The sequence below is a fragment of the Lujinxingia litoralis genome (assembly GCF_003260125.1).
GTDB classification, from domain to species: Bacteria; Myxococcota_A; Bradymonadia; order Bradymonadales; family Bradymonadaceae; genus Lujinxingia; species Lujinxingia litoralis.
On sequence record NZ_QHKO01000007.1, the window covers coordinates 176091 to 192595 of the forward strand.

Annotated in this window: 13 protein-coding genes; 8 read left to right on the forward strand and 5 right to left on the reverse strand. The window is 63.9% G+C overall.

Annotated features, from left to right (window positions below):
• Positions 1 to 9 precede the first annotated feature (9 nt).
• Positions 10 to 432, reverse strand: a complete 423-nt coding sequence (locus DL240_RS14940; protein WP_111730697.1) for a hypothetical protein — start codon at positions 430 to 432, stop codon at positions 10 to 12.
• A gap of 393 nt (positions 433 to 825) precedes the next feature.
• Here DL240_RS14940 and DL240_RS14945 point away from each other — a divergent pair, with 393 nt between their 5' ends.
• On the forward strand, positions 826 to 1983 hold the full coding sequence (locus DL240_RS14945) for a hypothetical protein (RefSeq protein WP_111730698.1): 1158 nt from the start codon (positions 826 to 828) through the stop codon (positions 1981 to 1983).
• A gap of 94 nt (positions 1984 to 2077) precedes the next feature.
• Here the strand turns inward: DL240_RS14945 and DL240_RS14950 are convergent, their stop codons facing one another.
• A complete protein-coding gene (locus DL240_RS14950) occupies positions 2078 to 2911 on the reverse strand; it encodes a DUF547 domain-containing protein (protein ID WP_158542608.1) in 834 nt (277 codons plus the stop codon).
• 74 nt (positions 2912 to 2985) lie between these two features.
• The gene (locus DL240_RS14955; protein WP_111730700.1) at positions 2986 to 4242 is read right to left on the reverse strand and encodes a D-alanyl-D-alanine carboxypeptidase family protein; all 1257 of its coding nucleotides are present in this window, start codon (positions 4240 to 4242) and stop codon (positions 2986 to 2988) included.
• A gap of 135 nt (positions 4243 to 4377) precedes the next feature.
• Between DL240_RS14955 and DL240_RS14960 the strand changes: the two genes are divergently transcribed.
• Positions 4378 to 5328, forward strand: a complete 951-nt coding sequence (locus tag DL240_RS14960; protein WP_146618323.1) for a retropepsin-like aspartic protease family protein — start codon at positions 4378 to 4380, stop codon at positions 5326 to 5328.
• A gap of 9 nt (positions 5329 to 5337) precedes the next feature.
• Here DL240_RS14960 and DL240_RS14965 read toward each other — a convergent pair whose 3' ends face one another.
• Positions 5338 to 6078: a cold shock domain-containing protein gene (locus DL240_RS14965; protein WP_111730702.1), complete on the reverse strand. Its 741-nt coding sequence runs from the start codon at positions 6076 to 6078 to the stop codon at positions 5338 to 5340.
• A gap of 403 nt (positions 6079 to 6481) precedes the next feature.
• On the opposite strand from DL240_RS14965, the gene DL240_RS14970 reads away from it, so the two are divergent.
• The 6 genes from DL240_RS14970 to DL240_RS14995 all read left to right on the forward strand — a co-directional run bounded on the left by DL240_RS14970 (position 6482) and on the right by DL240_RS14995 (position 12760).
• Positions 6482 to 6910 carry a hypothetical protein gene (locus tag DL240_RS14970; RefSeq protein ID WP_146618324.1) on the forward strand — a complete coding sequence of 143 codons (429 nt, stop codon included), beginning with the start codon at positions 6482 to 6484 and terminating at the stop codon, positions 6908 to 6910.
• A complete protein-coding gene (locus DL240_RS14975) occupies positions 6907 to 7620 on the forward strand; it encodes a MotA/TolQ/ExbB proton channel family protein (RefSeq protein WP_111730704.1) in 714 nt (237 codons plus the stop codon). Before DL240_RS14970 ends, DL240_RS14975 begins: the two co-directional genes overlap by 4 nt.
• Before the next feature lie 406 nt (positions 7621 to 8026).
• On the forward strand, positions 8027 to 8464 hold the full coding sequence (locus DL240_RS14980) for an ExbD/TolR family protein (RefSeq protein WP_111730705.1): 438 nt from the start codon (positions 8027 to 8029) through the stop codon (positions 8462 to 8464).
• Positions 8465 to 8562: 98 nt separating this feature from the next.
• The gene (locus DL240_RS14985; protein ID WP_111730706.1) at positions 8563 to 9069 is read left to right on the forward strand and encodes an FtsB family cell division protein; all 507 of its coding nucleotides are present in this window, start codon (positions 8563 to 8565) and stop codon (positions 9067 to 9069) included.
• Between the two features lie 67 nt (positions 9070 to 9136).
• Entirely contained in the window at positions 9137 to 11302 is a 2166-nt protein-coding gene (locus tag DL240_RS14990) for a sensor domain-containing diguanylate cyclase (protein ID WP_111730707.1), read from the forward strand.
• A 90-nt stretch (positions 11303 to 11392) separates the two neighbouring features.
• The gene (locus tag DL240_RS14995) at positions 11393 to 12760 is read left to right on the forward strand and encodes a PhoH family protein (protein ID WP_111730708.1); all 1368 of its coding nucleotides are present in this window, start codon (positions 11393 to 11395) and stop codon (positions 12758 to 12760) included.
• Positions 12761 to 13098: 338 nt separating this feature from the next.
• Here the strand turns inward: DL240_RS14995 and DL240_RS15000 are convergent, their stop codons facing one another.
• Positions 13099 to 16401, reverse strand: a complete 3303-nt coding sequence (locus DL240_RS15000) for a dickkopf-related protein (protein ID WP_146618325.1) — start codon at positions 16399 to 16401, stop codon at positions 13099 to 13101.
• Positions 16402 to 16505 lie beyond the last annotated feature (104 nt).

A 16505-nucleotide genomic window follows, 5' to 3' on the forward strand; every position in this document is an offset into this window, starting at 1 on the left:
GCGGGGGGCTTAGGCCGGGGGAATCTGCCCCAGAATGCGCCGCACGCCGGTAACCGCGCGGTACATGCCCACGTGTCGGTAGACGCCGGGCTGGCCGACGATCGTCAGAAAGAGGGGCTCGCCATCGACCTCAAAGCTCTTCACGTGGATGGCATCGCTTTCAATGCCCGGCACAAACTGGGGCATCCGTGCCAGAATGCGCTCGCGGTGCCCCTTCTCGGTGCTGCGGCAGAGCAGCGGCGCGTAGGCCGCCAGGATGTCCGACTCGGCCGAATCGCCGGCCTGGGCGATGACCAGCCCGCGGCTGTCGCCCAGGGTGAAGTTGCGCAGGTGCTCGCGCTCAAAGATGTGTTCGAGTTGCAACGTCAGCGCGGTGATGGTCTGGGTGCTGCGCTTGCGACGACGTTCCAGATTAACAGGCAGTGCGCTCATGATCCGCTCCTTGGATGGTGGCGCCTCGGGCAACGGGCCCATTCCATGGGGCCGATTCGCCAGGGCGGCGCTTCCTCTTGATGGCGTCCGCACGGGGCAACTCGTATCGTCAACGCATCCCTGCGCATCGAGTCCGTCGGGGGCGTCGCTCCTCCTTGAGTGACGCTGCCGAACCAGCCCGAAGACCGGTTGGGCGGTGTGCCGCCGTGGAACGTCCTCAGGCTACGGCAGGAGGCCGGACCGTCAAAAAAATTGATAGCTTACGCACACCTCGATCGCTGGAATGTTCCTTGCACCAACCCGTCTCGCGTGCAAATGTTGTCGGCTCGGTGTATGACACTGCCCCCAGGCCCGGCGCCGATGAAAGATAACGACTCACCTGAGAGATAGACGATGGTCCCGAACTCCAGAGCGCTCGCCAGCACCACCGCGGCCGCGCTGATCCTTTTCAGCGCCCCGGCGTTCGCCCAGTCCAATACCCCCGACGCATCGGAGAACGCCGAGAGCGCTCCGGTGGAGGTCGCTGAAGCCGAAGAGAGTGCAGCCAAAGAGCTGGAAGAGGCTGCCCAGGATGAGCTCGATGCGGAGCTCGATGAGCTGCTGGGGAAAGACAGTGGCAGGGATGATAAGCCCTGGTCGATCGGTGCTTCTCTCGGGTTTTCGGTGGGGCAGGGCACCTTTGTGCGCGTCGCCAACGACTCGCCCTGGGCCGATGAGGTCCACGACGGCAGCGGCGCGTACAATCGCGTGAGCATGCGTTTTGGAATCAGCCCCAGCTACAGCGTCGGTGATTTCAACTTCTCGGGTAACCTGGGCTTTAGCCAGGGGCTTACGCCCAACAACGGGATGAACGGTCCCTACGAGACTCGCCTCGGCGATCTCGGGTTGAGCGCCGGGTGGAAGGGCTGGTCCTTTGATGCCATCGGCGTCTCGCTTCGCCCCTCGCTCTCGATCTCACTGCCGACCAGCCGCACCTCTCAGGTGGCGACGATGCTCCTCTCAAGCTCGCTCGGGCTGAGCGCGTCGAAGACCTTCTTCAAGCGTCTGACCATCGGCGCCTCCCTGAGCGGCTCGCGCACCTTCCACCGCTACACCTCGCCGGTCATTGAGATCGACGACATCGGGGAAGAGAACGCGATCTACCGCTACGATGGTAGCGAGGCGGTGGCGCCCGGGCTCTTCGCGGTGGGCGGGATCAACACGCCCTATTCGCTGGGCACCGGGCTCTCCGCGTCGATGAGTTTCCCCAACAAGCTCAGCGCCAGTGTGAGCTACAACCTGCGCACCTCCTGGGCCTATCGCGTCAATGAGTCTGATGAGTTCAGCTCTCAGTACGAGTGTCGCGGTCTGGGCTGCGCCGGTCAGGGAGCTTCCGGCTCCATCTCGCTGGGCTACCCGGTCACCGATTGGCTCTCGGCCAGCCTGAGCGCTTCAACCTTCGGCGGCCCGCGCACCCCGGATCAGAAGTCCTTTGTGTTTCCCTTCTGGAACTTCAACGGGGCGGCCACCAACCAGAGTTCCATCGGCCTGGGCCTCTCCGGAAGCTACTGAGCAGCGATGGGCTAAGCGCCTGACGTAAGACTAAAAAAAACCGCCGGCCGATGAGGCCCGGCGGTTTTTTTGTGTCCAAAACAGGGGGGCGAGTTCAGCGGATATTGAGGGACCAGTCGTAGTCCAGAAAGCTGATCGCCGGGTCACCCTCGTGCTCCTGAATGAAGGCGCGCACCTCATCGGAGGCGTAGACCTCGACGTAGCGGGCCAGGGTTCGGGTGCTCCCCCGAAAGGCCGGGTCGACAAAGTCGCGTCCGTACCAATCCATGATTTTGGTCAGCTTCAGCTCCCCGTCGTCAACATGGACGAACTTCGGGTCGCTCAGGGTGGCGCGGGTGCGGGCGTCGAGCTGGGCGTTGAGGTCTGCGCCGGTGAAGGCCTCGGCGGCCAGGTGAGGGCAGCTGCGGGCGGCGCAGTTCACGGCAAAGTGAATGCGGGGATCCTGGTAGAGGGGACGAATCAGCCCGTGTTCGATCTCGTCGAGGCTCAGCGTGTACCCGGCCACCGGATAGCGGGAGCTTGTCCAGGGGTTGTCGATGTCGCGGATCGAGTCGACCGGAAGATGGTCCAGGATGAGTTTGAGCGTGTAGGCGTTGTAGGCATTGAGCAGGAGCGCGAGTTGCTCGTCCTGGTTCAATGTGGCGGCGTCGGCCGCGGCGATGGTGTGGAGGTAGCTGTCGAGCACGGGCTCCTGCTGCTGGAGCCCGTGGTAGTCGACGGTTCCGGTTTCGGGGTTGACGTGCGTCTTGAGGAGCGCATCCAGAGGGCGGTGATCAAAGCTCGCCAGGCCGCTTTCTTGTCCGGCGTGCAGCTCGGCGACCAGCGGGCTGTCCAGGAGGGCGGCGCGAGGCGCGCAGCTGCTCAGCGCAAGGAGCATCAGGGGCGCGACCCGCAGGGGAGCGCTGGCGCGGGACCATCGTGCAGCCATCATCGAGCCTCGGAAGAAAGGGGGGGGGGGGCAAAAGAGCTGGCGAGCGTCAGGAGTGATAAGCGCCCCGACGCTCAGGGCAATGCTGCCGGGAGGGCGGGGACCTCGACGCGGAAGAGGTAGTCGCGCCAGTGGGCGCGCATATGGTCGAAGTAATGCACCTGGCGGGTGCCCCAGCGACGCTCTAAGTGGGTCCAGAGTGCGTGAAGGACCGGCTCAAAGGTCCTCTCGTGCTCCAAAAGATGTTCCCAGAGGGCCTGGGCAACCGGGTAGTACGACCAGTGCCAGCGCTCTTCCATGTGGGCGAACCCGCCCAGCTCAGCGTGGTGACCAAAGGGTTGGAAAAAACCATAGTCCAGCGCCTGCCCGTCCAGCCACTGCCAGGCCTCAAAGAGGGGGCCCTCCTCGGTGAAGAGCCGGGGGTTGAGCCCCAGGATGTCGAATTCCGTTCCCCAGTGATGGCGGGAGAGGCCCGGGGCGGCGCTGGCCTGGATGATCTCCTGCTCGCGCTCGGCACCGTTGAGTTCATCGAACCAGCAGCGTTGATGACGCGGGCTTTCAGGCTTCCAGGTCTGCCCGGGGGCCAGTCCGCAGCGTTCCCCGGCGGCGGTGGAGACTTTGTTGAAGGTGCGTCCGGTAAAGCGCATCTTGCGGTACCAGATAAAGCCCTGAGACCCCAGATCGCGGTAGTCTGAGCGCAACAGCGCGCTTACCGCGCGGGTGAGCCAGCGGGGATCCTGGTCGGTGAGTCTGGCGAGGTCGTGCTCGGAGGCAACACGTCCGCCGAAGTGGTCGCGGATGCGTGGGAAGAGGCGAAATCCGTGGTCGGGCTCAGCGCTGGCGGCGATCATGGCCGCGATCAGGCAGCGAAGTTGGCTTGAGGCTTCCTGGAGCGCGGCCTGCGGAGGTCGCTCCTGCCCCAGGACCCAGCGGTGCAGCGCCTCGGGGTGGGTCAGTGAGAGCAATCGCACGGCTTCACGCCAGCGTGCGGTGCGCTCTCGCCGCCGGTCGGCGTGGTGCAGCGCCAGGCACGTTGTCGGCGGCTGAAAGTCTAGGGCTGTGAGCAACTGGTCCACGCTCCAGGCTTCCTCCGCGGAGCGCGAGACCAGCGACGCGGCCCGCGGGCTCAGGCTGGCACGGGTCGTCTCTTGTTGTGCCGTGGCGACGACCGCCAGGCCGGTGGCATGCGCGAGCTGGCGGGCTCTGGTAAGCTCGGCTGCCGGTGGAGCGCTTTCGGCGGCGAGTGCGCTCAGCGAAAAGAGGCAGCAGAGCAGTAGCGCTGTTGCACCGGTCAGTCCCCGCCGAAGATTAAGAATCGTCGCGCTCTTCATCGAGCGAGCCCTAGCACAGCGGAGCCCCACGTGTCGAACTTTCCCACGCGCAAACACGCGCTCGTGCTGGCGATCTGCCTGGCCTTCTCAGGGGGAAATGCCGCCGCGAGCGAGCCCGGGGAAGGAGATAATGGCGTGACGAAAACGCAAGTGTTTTCAGTGTCTTCAGATGACCGGGAGTCCCCTGACCGGGAGTCCCCTGACCGGGAGTCCCCGGGGGGGATCGTCATCGAAGCCGGAAGTGGGTCGCGGGAAGCGATTGTCATTCCGGGCATCTCTGACATGGCGTTGGAGGGGAGTGAAGGCGATGAGCCCGGGACGGTGTTCTCATCTCCGGTGACGATTGAACATGGAGAGGCTTCGGCTCCCGGAGGCGTGGGCACGCGGACGCTGCGCTTGACCTTTGAGAGAAATGGCGCGTCCGTGCTGGTTCCGGCAAAGATCGGGCACGTGGACGTCTATTTTGTGCTCGACACCGGGGCGAGCTACACGACCCTGACCGCGGGCATCGCGCGGCAGGCGCGCGTGACGCCGCCCGAAGGTGCGCCAACCACGCTGATGCAGACGGCCGGCGGACTTCGCCCGGCGCGCTTCGGATTGATGGAGACGCTTAAGCTGGGCGACCACACGCTGCGGAACGTGAGCTATACGATCTGCGATGAGTGCGGCTTTGGTCACTACCGCGCAAAACCCATCGTGGGACTGCTGGGGCTCAATGTGCTGCAGCGCTTTCGCATGAACATGGATCATTTGCACGGGGTGGTCGAACTCACCCCCCACGCCGACTTCGAGAATCAGAGCGCCGATCTGCGCCCCTGGCTCTCCCTCCAGCTTGTCATGGAGCGGGGCCTGGCGGCGCGCGGAGCCCGCACAGAGACCCTGGTGCAGGTGCGGAACTGGGCCCAAAAGAGCGTCCGCGGGCTGGTGGTGGAACTCACCTGCCAGCTCGTTGACGGAAGGATGGAACGCGTGCGAACTCGCCAGGCCAGCGTCGGCGCCCGGGCGGTGGCAAACGCCGAGCCTCGCCAGAGCACCTCAGCCTGCCAACACTGGCAGGCTGAGGTGATCGAAGGTTACTGGCGCTGAGTTTCCGCTTCAGTGCCCGTTGGCGTGGACACCATCGGGGAGCGCGACGTTGATGGCCTTGGGATACTTTTTGCCGTCGTTGCCGCCGTACTGGAAGTCGACCGGGATCACCTCCCCGGGGACGTAGGCCGGCAGGCGTGCGCGGAGGTCATCATCGACGACGTTGGCGATGTGGAAGAAGAACTTGCGCTCATCGTCAGTCTGAATAAAGCCGAACCCCTTGTCGGTGAAGTAGGCGATGACGCGTCCGCCCATATCCTGACCGATGTCGAGTTCGTCGTCGAAGGACATGCGCTGGAGGCGCTCGACATTTTCTTCGAGATCGAAGAAGTGGAAGGAGCAGTCCTCGTTGACGCGGATGCCGATGGCTTTGACCTGGGCGTAGCGCCGATCAAAGAGGAACGAGAGGCAGGCTCCGAATGCCACCAGCAGCCCGCCGGTGCTCAGCGAGGTGTCGGCCAGCTCGATGTAGATCGCTTTGAGAACAATGCCGCGCCGGGCCGCCTGAATAAAGGTCTGCTGCTCCTCCAGGTTGTCGACCGTGCCGGTGACATGAACGCCCAGGTTGACGTGGGCGTGAATATCCTCAAACCCGGTCAGCGTGAAATCGAGCAGGTAGCGCTGCTGAAAATTGTCGTCTTGATCGACTCGGGCGCCTGCGCGCTCCGAATACTGGCGCAACGCGTCGGCCAGATCGATATTGGATGGGTTGGTGGAGAGCTTGCTGGTCACTTCATCTCCGATCGCCATAGTATCACCTCACAGCAGCGTTCAATGCCTGCGCGCCTCGCGCCTGAAACGACTCAAGCGGGGGAATGCGTGAGCGAGGCCTTTGGAGAAAGATAAACATCGTCGGGCATCTCGCCAGTAGCTTTGTGCCGCACACCGACGTTTCGTAGTACATAAAAAAAGGGCCGGCCGAATCATTCCCCGCTGTCAAGTCCATCCGGGATCTCACCGCCGGACCGGGGGCCGTGGCCAGCTTGCCCGGGAGACGCCCGTGGAATGCCTGGCCTGGCGCCGTGGGTTGTGGCTCTCCACGGGGCTTGCATCTGTGCAGCTCTCCTGTTGTATCACAGGGCCCCCACGCCGGGAGATTCTCCCGGCTCCTTTGTGCGTTTTCACTCCAGGATACTCCTCGATGACATCGAGCATGACTGACCCCACGATCGCATCCACGGCCGGTGAGGCCGAAGCCCACCGCGGGTATGTGCGCGACATCGACCAGCGTGTGGCCCGGCTCTACGGGCTGGGTGGGATGCCTTTTTTTGTGGCGCTGCTGCTTTTGCCGACGCTGGCGGCGCTCTTCGATCTGTGGACCTCCGCGCTTTTGTGGGTGCCCGGGTTGACCGCGGCGCTGCTCGTGCTCTTTGTGGGGCGAAAGGCCATCTATGAGCGACGCACTCGCCTGCGCGCGCGGGTTCGGGCCTACGGGGAGACCAACGGGCTGAAGATGGAGGCGATCGCCGCCTATTTCGTGGCTCAGGGAGAGTACAGCTTTTTTGCGGCCCTCTTTGAGGATGAGCCCCGGGCCCGTGGCCGCCTCGGCACCGCGGAGCGAGAGCAGGAGAAGGGCGCATGAACGGACTCTGGGAGCTTATGGAGGCTGCCGGCCCGATGATTGTGCCGGTGGCGCTGGTGTCGCTGGTGGGGGCCGCGCTCTTTTTTGAGCGTCTTTTTGCGCTGCGCACCGGGGCGGTCGCTCCGCGTGGCGTGGCCGACCAGGTGATTGCCCGGGCAGGTAGCTCCACGACCCATGCTGCTGAGAGCTGTGCGGGCGCCACGGCGCTGGAGGCGGTGCTCGCCGAAGGCCTGCGTTTTGCCGGTGCCGAGCGCGCGGCGATCCGCGAGGCCATGGAAGATCGCGGTCGGCGAGAGCTCGCCACTCTGGAGCGCTTCGTGGGCGGGGTCGGAGCGCTGGCTACAGTGGCGCCGCTGCTTGGGTTGTTGGGAACGGTGACCGGGATGATTCGCGTCTTTCGCGCGGTGGTGGAGGAGGCGACGCCTCGCGGCATGGTCGACCCCACGCTCTTGGCCGGGGGGATCTGGGAGGCGCTGATCACCACGGCCGCCGGACTGGCCGTGGCCATCCCGCTGTACCTGGGCTACCGCTACCTGTTGGGACGCGTTGATCGCTGGGCTGCGGAGCTCGAAGAAAGCGCCGCGCGTTTGCTCGATGTGCTGGCCCCGCCGCCGGCGGCGACCTCCCTGCCGACCCGCCACCCCGGCGGCGAAGCCTCCGAGCTGCCAGCGTCGGGGGCGGACGAACCCACGCTGAGTGAGGCGATGTGATGGGCGTTGAAGGTGCGCTGCGACTCCCGGGGGAGGTGACTCCCGGTTCTTGTAAGTACACGCGGATGCTCAGAAATTGTGCATCTCGAGCGTCGGTTCAGCGTGCCTCAACGGCGACTCCCGGACCTGTCTGGGAGGTGACTCCCGGTTCTTGTAAGTACACGCGGATGCTTAGAAATTGTGCATCTCGAGCGTCGGTTCAGCGTGCATCAAAGGTGACTCCCGGACCTGTCTGGGGGGTGACTCCCGGTTCTTGTAAGTACACGCGGATGCTTGGAAATCGTGCACTTCGAGCGTCGGTTCAGCGTGCCTTAAAGGTGACTCCCGGACCTGTCTGGGAGGTGACTCCCGCTCAGCCCGCAGACGTTTCCCTTCGCCTGCCGACACGACTGCCAGGGGGCACCTCATGAACTTTCGGGCCTCCCGAAACGGCCGGCGCCGGGTGGAAACCACCCTGGAGCTGACGCCCCTTATCGACGTGATCTTTCTCCTCCTGATCTTCTTTGTCATGACGACCGCCCCGCAGAGTTCGCCGCTGGAGCGTATCGGCGTGGATCTTCCGCAAGCCGCAAGCGGACAGAGCGTGGAGAACGATGAGCCCGAGCGTGTCGTGCTACGCGTCTCCCCCGGCGGAGCAGTTTTTGAGCAACGCGAGGATGGCAGCGAGCAGGCCGTCGAAGCGCCGCAGGAGTACCTGAGCGCGCTCCACGCCGAGCGGCCCGAGGCCACCGTCTGGCTGTTTGGTGACGAAGAAGCCGCGCACGGTGTGGTGATTCGCCTGCTCGATGCGGCCCGCGAGGTGGGCTTTAAAAAGGTCCACATGGCGGTGCGCCCCCCGGGGTAAACGCGCTCGGAACGAGGGGTTTTCTTGCCGCCTCGTTCCCCGATGCTAGGCTGGGGCCATGGGCGCGCACGGATGCGCGCTGACGATGAGGATGCAGGATGCGCCTGGCAGCGATTCTTACATTTGTGGCGGTGGTCTGCGGGCTTGCCTACTACGTGCTCACACACCCTTCGGTTGAGAAACTCGAGGTGTTGCGCGGTGAACTCGCGCAGCTCGAGGAGCAAAACGAACACCTGGCCGACAAAAATCGGCGCCTGGAGCGCGAGATTGTGGCCCTTCGCGATGATCCTCGCCTGGCCGAGCGCCGGGCCCGGGAACGCGTGGGGCTCGCTCGCCCCGATGAATTGATCTTTCAGTTTGAAACCCCCGAAGAAGCCCCCCGGGTTCGGGTGCGCCTGCGCGTGCCTCAGGAAGGGGAGGCCGAGCTGGCGGGTAAGCCGGTCGAGATCGATGGCCTGGCACCGGCGTTAGCCGAACTTCGTCAGGAGATGCCCCACGCCGAACTCGTGGTGTGGATCTCGGAGGATGTGGGGCCCCTTTTACATCAGCAGATCATCGACGTGGTGGATGCCTCGCCAATGGCACCGGCCAGGATCGAGGAGTAGGGCAGGGCGCATGCGAAGAGGCCAGGAAGGCCGACGCGCTCTTAGATAGAGGCTAAGGAGGCCGACGATGAGCACCCGAAGTGTGACACGACGCCCCTCAACGACCACCGGCCGGGGGTGGACGGCGCTGGCCGCGATGTTGCTTGCCGGATACGCGCTTGGTGTGGTGGGCCACGTCGCGCTCCTCCCCGCACTGAACCTCGCGGGAGTGCTCGCCGCGCTGCTCATCACGCTGAACCTCTGGTTTCGCAACCTCCGCCAGGGCCCCGCCGAGATGGCGATTGGACTGGGAGGGGTGGCCGCGGCCCTGATGCTCGCCAGACTCAGCGCCGGGATGGGCCTGGAGCTCTCCGGCCTGATCGTGCTGGTGCTCGCTGCGATCGCCGCCACCCGCTCCGCGCGTACGGTGGCGCTCAGCCTGGCCGGGGCGGGACTCGCGGAGCTGGGAAGTCATCTTCTGGGCACTGCCGACCCCCGGGAGCTCAACCCGGCGCTTATCGGCAGCCTGGCCGAACTGGCCTGGGGCCCGCTCCTGGTCCGCACCGCGCTTATGCTGGGGGCTGTCGCCCTGTGCTGGCGGACGCTCGGGCGCCATACCCAGCAGAGCCGCAAACAGGTGGAGGTCGAACTCACGCAGGCCCGCGAGAAAATGGTCCAGGAGGCCCGCGAGTTTCGTCTGATTCACGCCGGACGCGGTCAGGAGGCCGTCGACCGCCGGCAGGCCGAGGAGCTCATCGTGCGCGGCGCGGTGGATGCCGTACACCACACCATCTTTGTGACCCTGGAGCTTGTGAGCACCGCGCTCAAAGCCCACACCGTGGTGCTGTTGTGGTTCGATGTGCGCAACGAGCGCCTGCGCATCAAAGAGCTCGTCAGCCAGAGCGATGCTCTGGTCGACGGCCCCATCGATCCGGCCGGCGGAGTGCTCGGTGGGCTCACGCGCCAGCGCGAAACCCTGGCGCTCAAAGGGCTTCGTCCCGGGTTTCGCGGGCTGGCCTACTACCGCCATCCGCAGGACGTCACGGACTTTCTGGGCGTGCCGGTCATTGAGAACGGGCACCTCCGCGGGGTCCTCTGCGTCGATCGTCGGGGCGATTATCCCTTTGAGCCCGAGGACATCCGGGTGGTGGAAGATGCCGCCGCCTACGTGATGCGTGCGGTGGAGAATGAGCGCGTGGTGGCCACCATTGAACGCGCGCGCTTTGAGGTGAGTCGCTTCTTTGAGGCCAGCCGCAAGCTCAACGGCGTGCTCACCCCCGATCAGGTGTATGATGTGGCCCTGGAGAGCGTGGCGCAGATCGTGGCCTTTGATTTCGCCGCCATTACTCTCTTCGACGAAGGCCAGAACCTCCATCAGGTGGCCAGAGTGAGCGGCGAAGGCGTCGTCAGTGAGGAGGGCTGGGACCGGGTGAACTTCTCCGCAAACCAGGGACTGGTATCCATGGTAGTCAGCAATCGCCACTACCTGCCCTTTGGCGGGCACCTGCGCGATCCATCGGCGGTGATCTTCGGTCCGAAACAAAAGGCGCAGGGGCTTAAAAGCCTTATGGTGCTGCCGCTGATTGTCCAGGACCAGGCCGTGGGTACGCTGGTCATCGCGCACCGCGAGCCCAATCAGTTTCCGGCGGAGCGCCGCGAGATGCTGGAGGTGATCGCCAACCAGGTCGCCGTCACTTTGCAGAACGCCCGCCTCTACGAGCGGATGGAGGAGATGGCGAGCATCGATGCGCTCACACGCTTGCCGAACCGCCGCACCTTTCAGACCCGGCTCGCCGATACGATGGCGCGTCATAAGCGCTCCGGACGCACCTTCGCGGTGGTGCTCACCGACATCGATCACTTCAAGTCGGTCAATGATACCTACGGCCATCCGGTGGGCGATGAGGTCTTGCGGCAGGTCGGGCGAGTGTTCCGCGAGGGTATGCGCGAAGTTGATATGCCAGCCCGCTACGGCGGGGAGGAGTTCGTGCTTATTCTCGAAGAGACCGATATTGAAGGCGCCCGTCTGGTGGCCGATCGCCTGCGAGTGGCCATCAGCCAGCTGAAATTTGAGACCGATAAAGGCCTCTTACAGTGCACCATCAGTATGGGCATCGCCATCGGGCCCACCGATTCCGAGCACGAACACGCGCTGGTAGACCTTGCCGACCAGGCGCTCTACCATTCCAAGGAGAACGGTCGTAATCAGGTCACGGTGTACAGCGAGAAGGTCGCCAGCGGGGCGGCCGCCTGACCGCTCGCACAACCATGAGAGAGATGTCGCCGGACGAATTGGGTATGCATGAAGTGTTGATGTGGACCTCCCACTTATTGCCGAGGAACCATGAAGAAGAACTTCGTCGTCGACACCAACGTCTTGCTCCACGATCCCCGGGCGATCTTTCGTTTTGAAGACAACACCGTCATCATCCCGATCTACGTGATCGAGGAGATCGACACCTTTAAGCGCGATATGAGCGAGCTGGGCCGAAACGCCCGCGAGATCAGCCGCATCCTCGATGAGTACCGCGGCCGGGGCAATCTCGGTCAGGGTGTGGCCCTGGACGGGGGCGGCACGCTGCGGGTGAGCTTCGATCGGGTCAAAGAACCGGTGGAGTTCCTCGATACCCACAAAAAAGACAACCTCATCCTGAGTGTCGCCCTGGAGGTGCAGCGGCGAGAGCCCGAGGTGCCCTGCATCTTTGTGTCCAAAGATGTGAACCTGCGGGTGCGCGCCGATGTGCTCGGACTGGCGGCCGAGAAGTATGAGGAGCAGGATGTCGTCTCGGTTCAGGAACTCTACCCGGGCTCCAGTGAGCTGGAGGTCGACAATGACTGGATCGATCAGCTCCACGAGCGCGGGGAGCTGCTCACCACGCTGGAGGAGCTGGCCGCGCACCGGGTGGAAGGCGCGCGCGGGCGAGGCACGCACTTCTACACCAACGAATATCTCCTCTTGCGCAACGCTCGCGGTCCCCAGACCACACTGGGTAAGATTCAGGTGGATGCAGAGAGCGGCCAGGTGACCATTCGGCCCCTGGCCCGGGCTCGGGATCATGTCTGGGGCATTCGGCCGCGCAATCGCGAGCAGGCCTTTGCGCTGGATGCGTTGCTCGACGACAGCGTCAACGTCGTCACATTGATCGGCAAGGCCGGCACCGGAAAGACTTTGCTGGCGATCGCCGCCGGGCTGCAGAAGGTGACCGAGGAGCGCAGCCATCATAAGCTCCTGGTCAGCCGACCGGTCATCCCGATGGGCCGAGACCTGGGCTACCTGCCCGGTACGGTCGAAGAGAAGCTCGATCCCTGGATGCGCCCGATCTTCGACAACGTGGAGTACCTGATGGGCATCAGCCATACTGACCGGCGCTCCGGTCGCGGGGCCGACGAACTCAAGTCCATGGGGATCATCGAGATCGAGCCCCTGACCTACATCCGCGGTCGCTCGCTGCCCAACCTCTATATGATCGTGGACGAGGCCCAGAACCTCACGCCGCACGAGGTGAAGACCATCCTGACGCGCGTGGGAGAGGGGACCAAAATCGTGCTCACCGGCGACCCCTACCAGATCGATAATCCCTACGTGGATAGCGAGTCCAACGGGTTGAGCTACCTGGTCAACCGCTTCAAAGGGCAGTCGCTGGCGAGCACCGTGACGCTCTTTAAGGGCGAGCGTTCGGACCTGGCGGAGATGGCCGCCAACCTGCTTTAGAGAGGCGCAGGGAGCTCCAGGGTGAGCCCGGGAGCTTATCTGCGAAGAGGTTCTATTGTCAGAAACTCTCAACCGGCCTTCGGGCCGGTTTTTTTATGCCCGCCGTCGTGTGGTAGTAGGTTGTATCGCCTTTATATATGCGGGTTTGAGCGGACCGGGAGTCCCCCCGGCAGGTGACCGGGAGTCCCCCCGGCAGGTGACCGGGAGTCCCCCCGGCAGGTGACCGGGAGTCCCATAAGGCGAGTTCAAGGAGAACAAATCATCGGAATTCGGGCACAAAAAAACGCGCTCCCTTTTATGGGAGCGCGTTTTACTGAGAGACCTACCTCAGGTCGTCATCAGGGCGTGGCCCGAACGATGTCGATCTGAACTTCAAAGGTACCGGTGGAGCCGTACTCCACGCTGTCGGCCATGATGAAGTAGGTGCGGTTTTCGGCAGCGGTGAACGTGAAGGTTTCGGTGCCAGCACCAAAGATCTCGTCGGCACCGGCCTGGCAGCTCTGAGTGGCAACCGAGGGGTTGGTGCAACCGCGGGTCAACCAGAGAGCAGCGTTGAACTGGCTGGTCATGGACACCGTGATTTCATCGCCCACGGAAGCAGGCACGGAGAAGACGACTTCACCACCGTCACCGCGCCAGCCGGTGCAGCTGGCGCTCGTGGCGTCGTTGTAGGGCGAGTAAACACTGCCGTAGCCGCTCAACGAGTCGGAGTGGGTGTAGGCGTCGCCCGTGACCTCGATCGGACGGTCACAGGTATCACCCAGGCGATCCTGGCAGAAGGCTACGGTCTCGCCCTCGCCATTGAGCTCGGTGTTGCAGCCGTAGTCACACTCGGTGAGTTCCTGGTTGCCGCGCTCATCGCAGATTTCGATGGTCGAGCCGCCGTTGATGCAGCGCTGAATGCTCAGCGTATCGCAGGGCGTATCGAAGAAGTCGATCTCGATGGTGAAGCCATCATTGCTCAGCGCGGCGTTGGTGTGATCAACGACCAGGAAGTAGGTGCCGCCCGCTTCGGAGATGTAGTCCAACTCGGCGCGAGCGCCGGTATCGGACTGTACGCAGGAGGCATCGACGAGCGTTTCGTCACAGGTGGAAAGCAGGTAGAGCGTTGCACCGGAGGTAGTGGCGGCGTTGAGTTTGGCCGTCAAGCCCTGTGTCGGCGCCAAAGTCACCTGGTAGACGGCATCGTTGCCGTTGGTTTCGGAGCCTCCGTAGCAGCTGGCTTCGTTGGTGAGGACGAAGTCGGCGAAGAAGCGCGGCGCGCCGCTCTTGCCATAGACGTCGGAAATGGTGGTGGGAGCGGTGATTTCCAGCGCGTTGTCGCAGGTACCGTTGGCGATTTCGGGACCACCACACTGCGTTCCGTCCGGAGTACAGGCGAAGGGGCAGGGAGTCGACTCGATGATACTGTCGCCGGTCTCCGAGCAGATCTGGAAGGTGTCGTTGGCGCAGAACTGGCTGCTGGGAGCACAGACGCCCTGACGCTTGTTGAGGTTCAGCGTGAAGGTGCCGCTTTCGGTGGCGGTGGTACCGGCATCGACGACCACATAGTAGGTGCCGGCTTCCGCAGCAAAGTACTCCACGTACTGGTCTCCGTCGCCTTCTAAGGTGCCGGCGACGCAGTAGCTACCAATGCTATCGGTACCCGGGCAGTTCGAGAGGACGTAGACACCGGCGAAGACGTCGCTCACCAGGGTCGCTTCCAGAATGTCGTTGGCTTCGAGTTCCACGGCAAAGACAGCATCACGGCCGGCAGGGGCGTTGCCTTCGAAGCAGCTGGAGGGAGCGTTAAAGGTCGCGCTCAGATTAGCGAAGTCACCTTCATACGACTCGCCAGCGGCCAGGTTGATGGCGTCGACGCAGCGGTTGCCCGTGGGGTTGGCGCAGGCGCCGTCCGCGCAGCCGCCGGCGCAGGTGTAGTAGGTGGCAAAGTCGCCGTTGCAGATGGCCAGGGTCTCGGCATCGAAGCAGCCCAGGACATCACCGTTGGCCAGGCCGTCGCAGACCGGGTCTTCAATGGCGACATCAAGCACAAACTCGCCCTCAGAGACGCTGTCGGACTCCGCCTGCACGACCAGGATGAACTCGCCGGTGATGCCAGCCACATACTGGAGGATTTCGGTGCCTGAGGCCGTGGCGTTGGTGGCGCGCTGGCAGTTGAGCACGGCTTCTTCTTCGCTGTCCGGGGCCGGCAGCAAGGGGCAGCCGCTGGCGATCCACATCGCCATGTTTTCATCGCTGGCCAGGGTGGCGGTCATGCGCTGGCCCTGCTCCAGGTGGAGGGAGAAGTAGCCGGTGCCGCCGGTGAGGGCTTCGGTGCGGCTGCCACCGCCAACAAAGGTGCACTGATCGGAGACAATGTTGCTGCTGGTATCGGTGGCAAACGCCGGGTCGATGGCCAGGTCGCCAATGGTGCTGGCGTAGGTGAACCCTTCGGCCTCCAGATCGACGGCCGCGGAGCAGACCGAGTTGGGGGCCGCGGCGCAGGTCTCCGGCGTCTCACCGCAGCCGAAGTTGCAGAGGGGAAGCGGGCGGTAGGCGTTGCCGAAGGCATTGCAGACTTCGCGCTGTCCGTCGGCACACTGGTAAGTGTCGGGCTCGCAGAGGGGCTCGGCAATGGAGAAGTTGATGGTGGCCGGGTTATTGAGCGTACCCACGCCCGTATCGACGATGACGATCAGGTTGATCGGGGCGTCGGTTTCGTTGGTGTAGGCCGAGGCGCGCACAAACTCTTCGTCGCCGCGGATGAAGTCGGTAGCGGTGGGGTCCACGCAGCTCTCGACCACATCGACACACTCTTCCAGGAAGTAGATCGCGCCGTAGTCCACGGCCGAGGTCATTTCGACGGTGAGCTGCTCCCCGGGGCCGACCGTAGCGTTGAACGAGACATCGGCACCGGAGGTGTTAAAGAGGCGGTTGACCGGCACGCAGGCCGATTCCTGGGAGGGCTGGTAGTAGTTGGAGAATTCGGTCCAGTCGATCTCAAAGCTGTCGCCATCGGCGACCTGGTAGGCATCGGCGCAGCTGTCAGCTTCGGGCAGGATGCAGCGAAGTTCGTCGCCATCACAGCCTTCGCGGCAGTTGATGCGTGCCTCCTGGGTACCGTCGGCGTTGCACACCACCAGGGTGTCGCCGTCACAGGAGCGGGCGTCGGCATCGCAGACGATCGTCGGATCGACGCAGCTCACCGAGAGGTTGTTGCGGTCGTAGACGCATTCCTCGTTCTCCGAGCAGCTCGCGCAGAGGTCCTCTTCCGGCTCACAGCGGTTGGCGACACAGAGGTTACCGGCCAGACATTCGTTACCGGAGGTGCAGATCTCGGCGTTGACACAGGCACGTTGCTCCGGATCGCAGACGCCAGGCTGACCGGCGCAGTTGAGCAGGGTACAGATGAACTGCTCACTGACGCAGGAGCCATCATAGCAGTAGCGGCCCGCCGAGCATTGCTCGTCGGACGAGCAGGTTCCCGTTTCGGTATCGGTGTCGGGAACGTCGGAGCACTCGTCGACGCTGGGATCGCACTCGTCGGCATCCGGGCCGACGTCGGGCTCTTCACAGCTGTCGCCTTCGCAGTCCGTGTCGGGCTCTTGAACGTTACCGTCGCCGCCGCAGGCTGTTGTCAGTGAAAACGCGAGTGCCAAGCTGATTACCGCGAGGCGGTATCGCCACCAAATTGCCATGGCTTCCATCCTGATGTTGGATTTGTCTGAGCTGTGCTGCGTGAATATTGCGAGTTGTCGGGGCG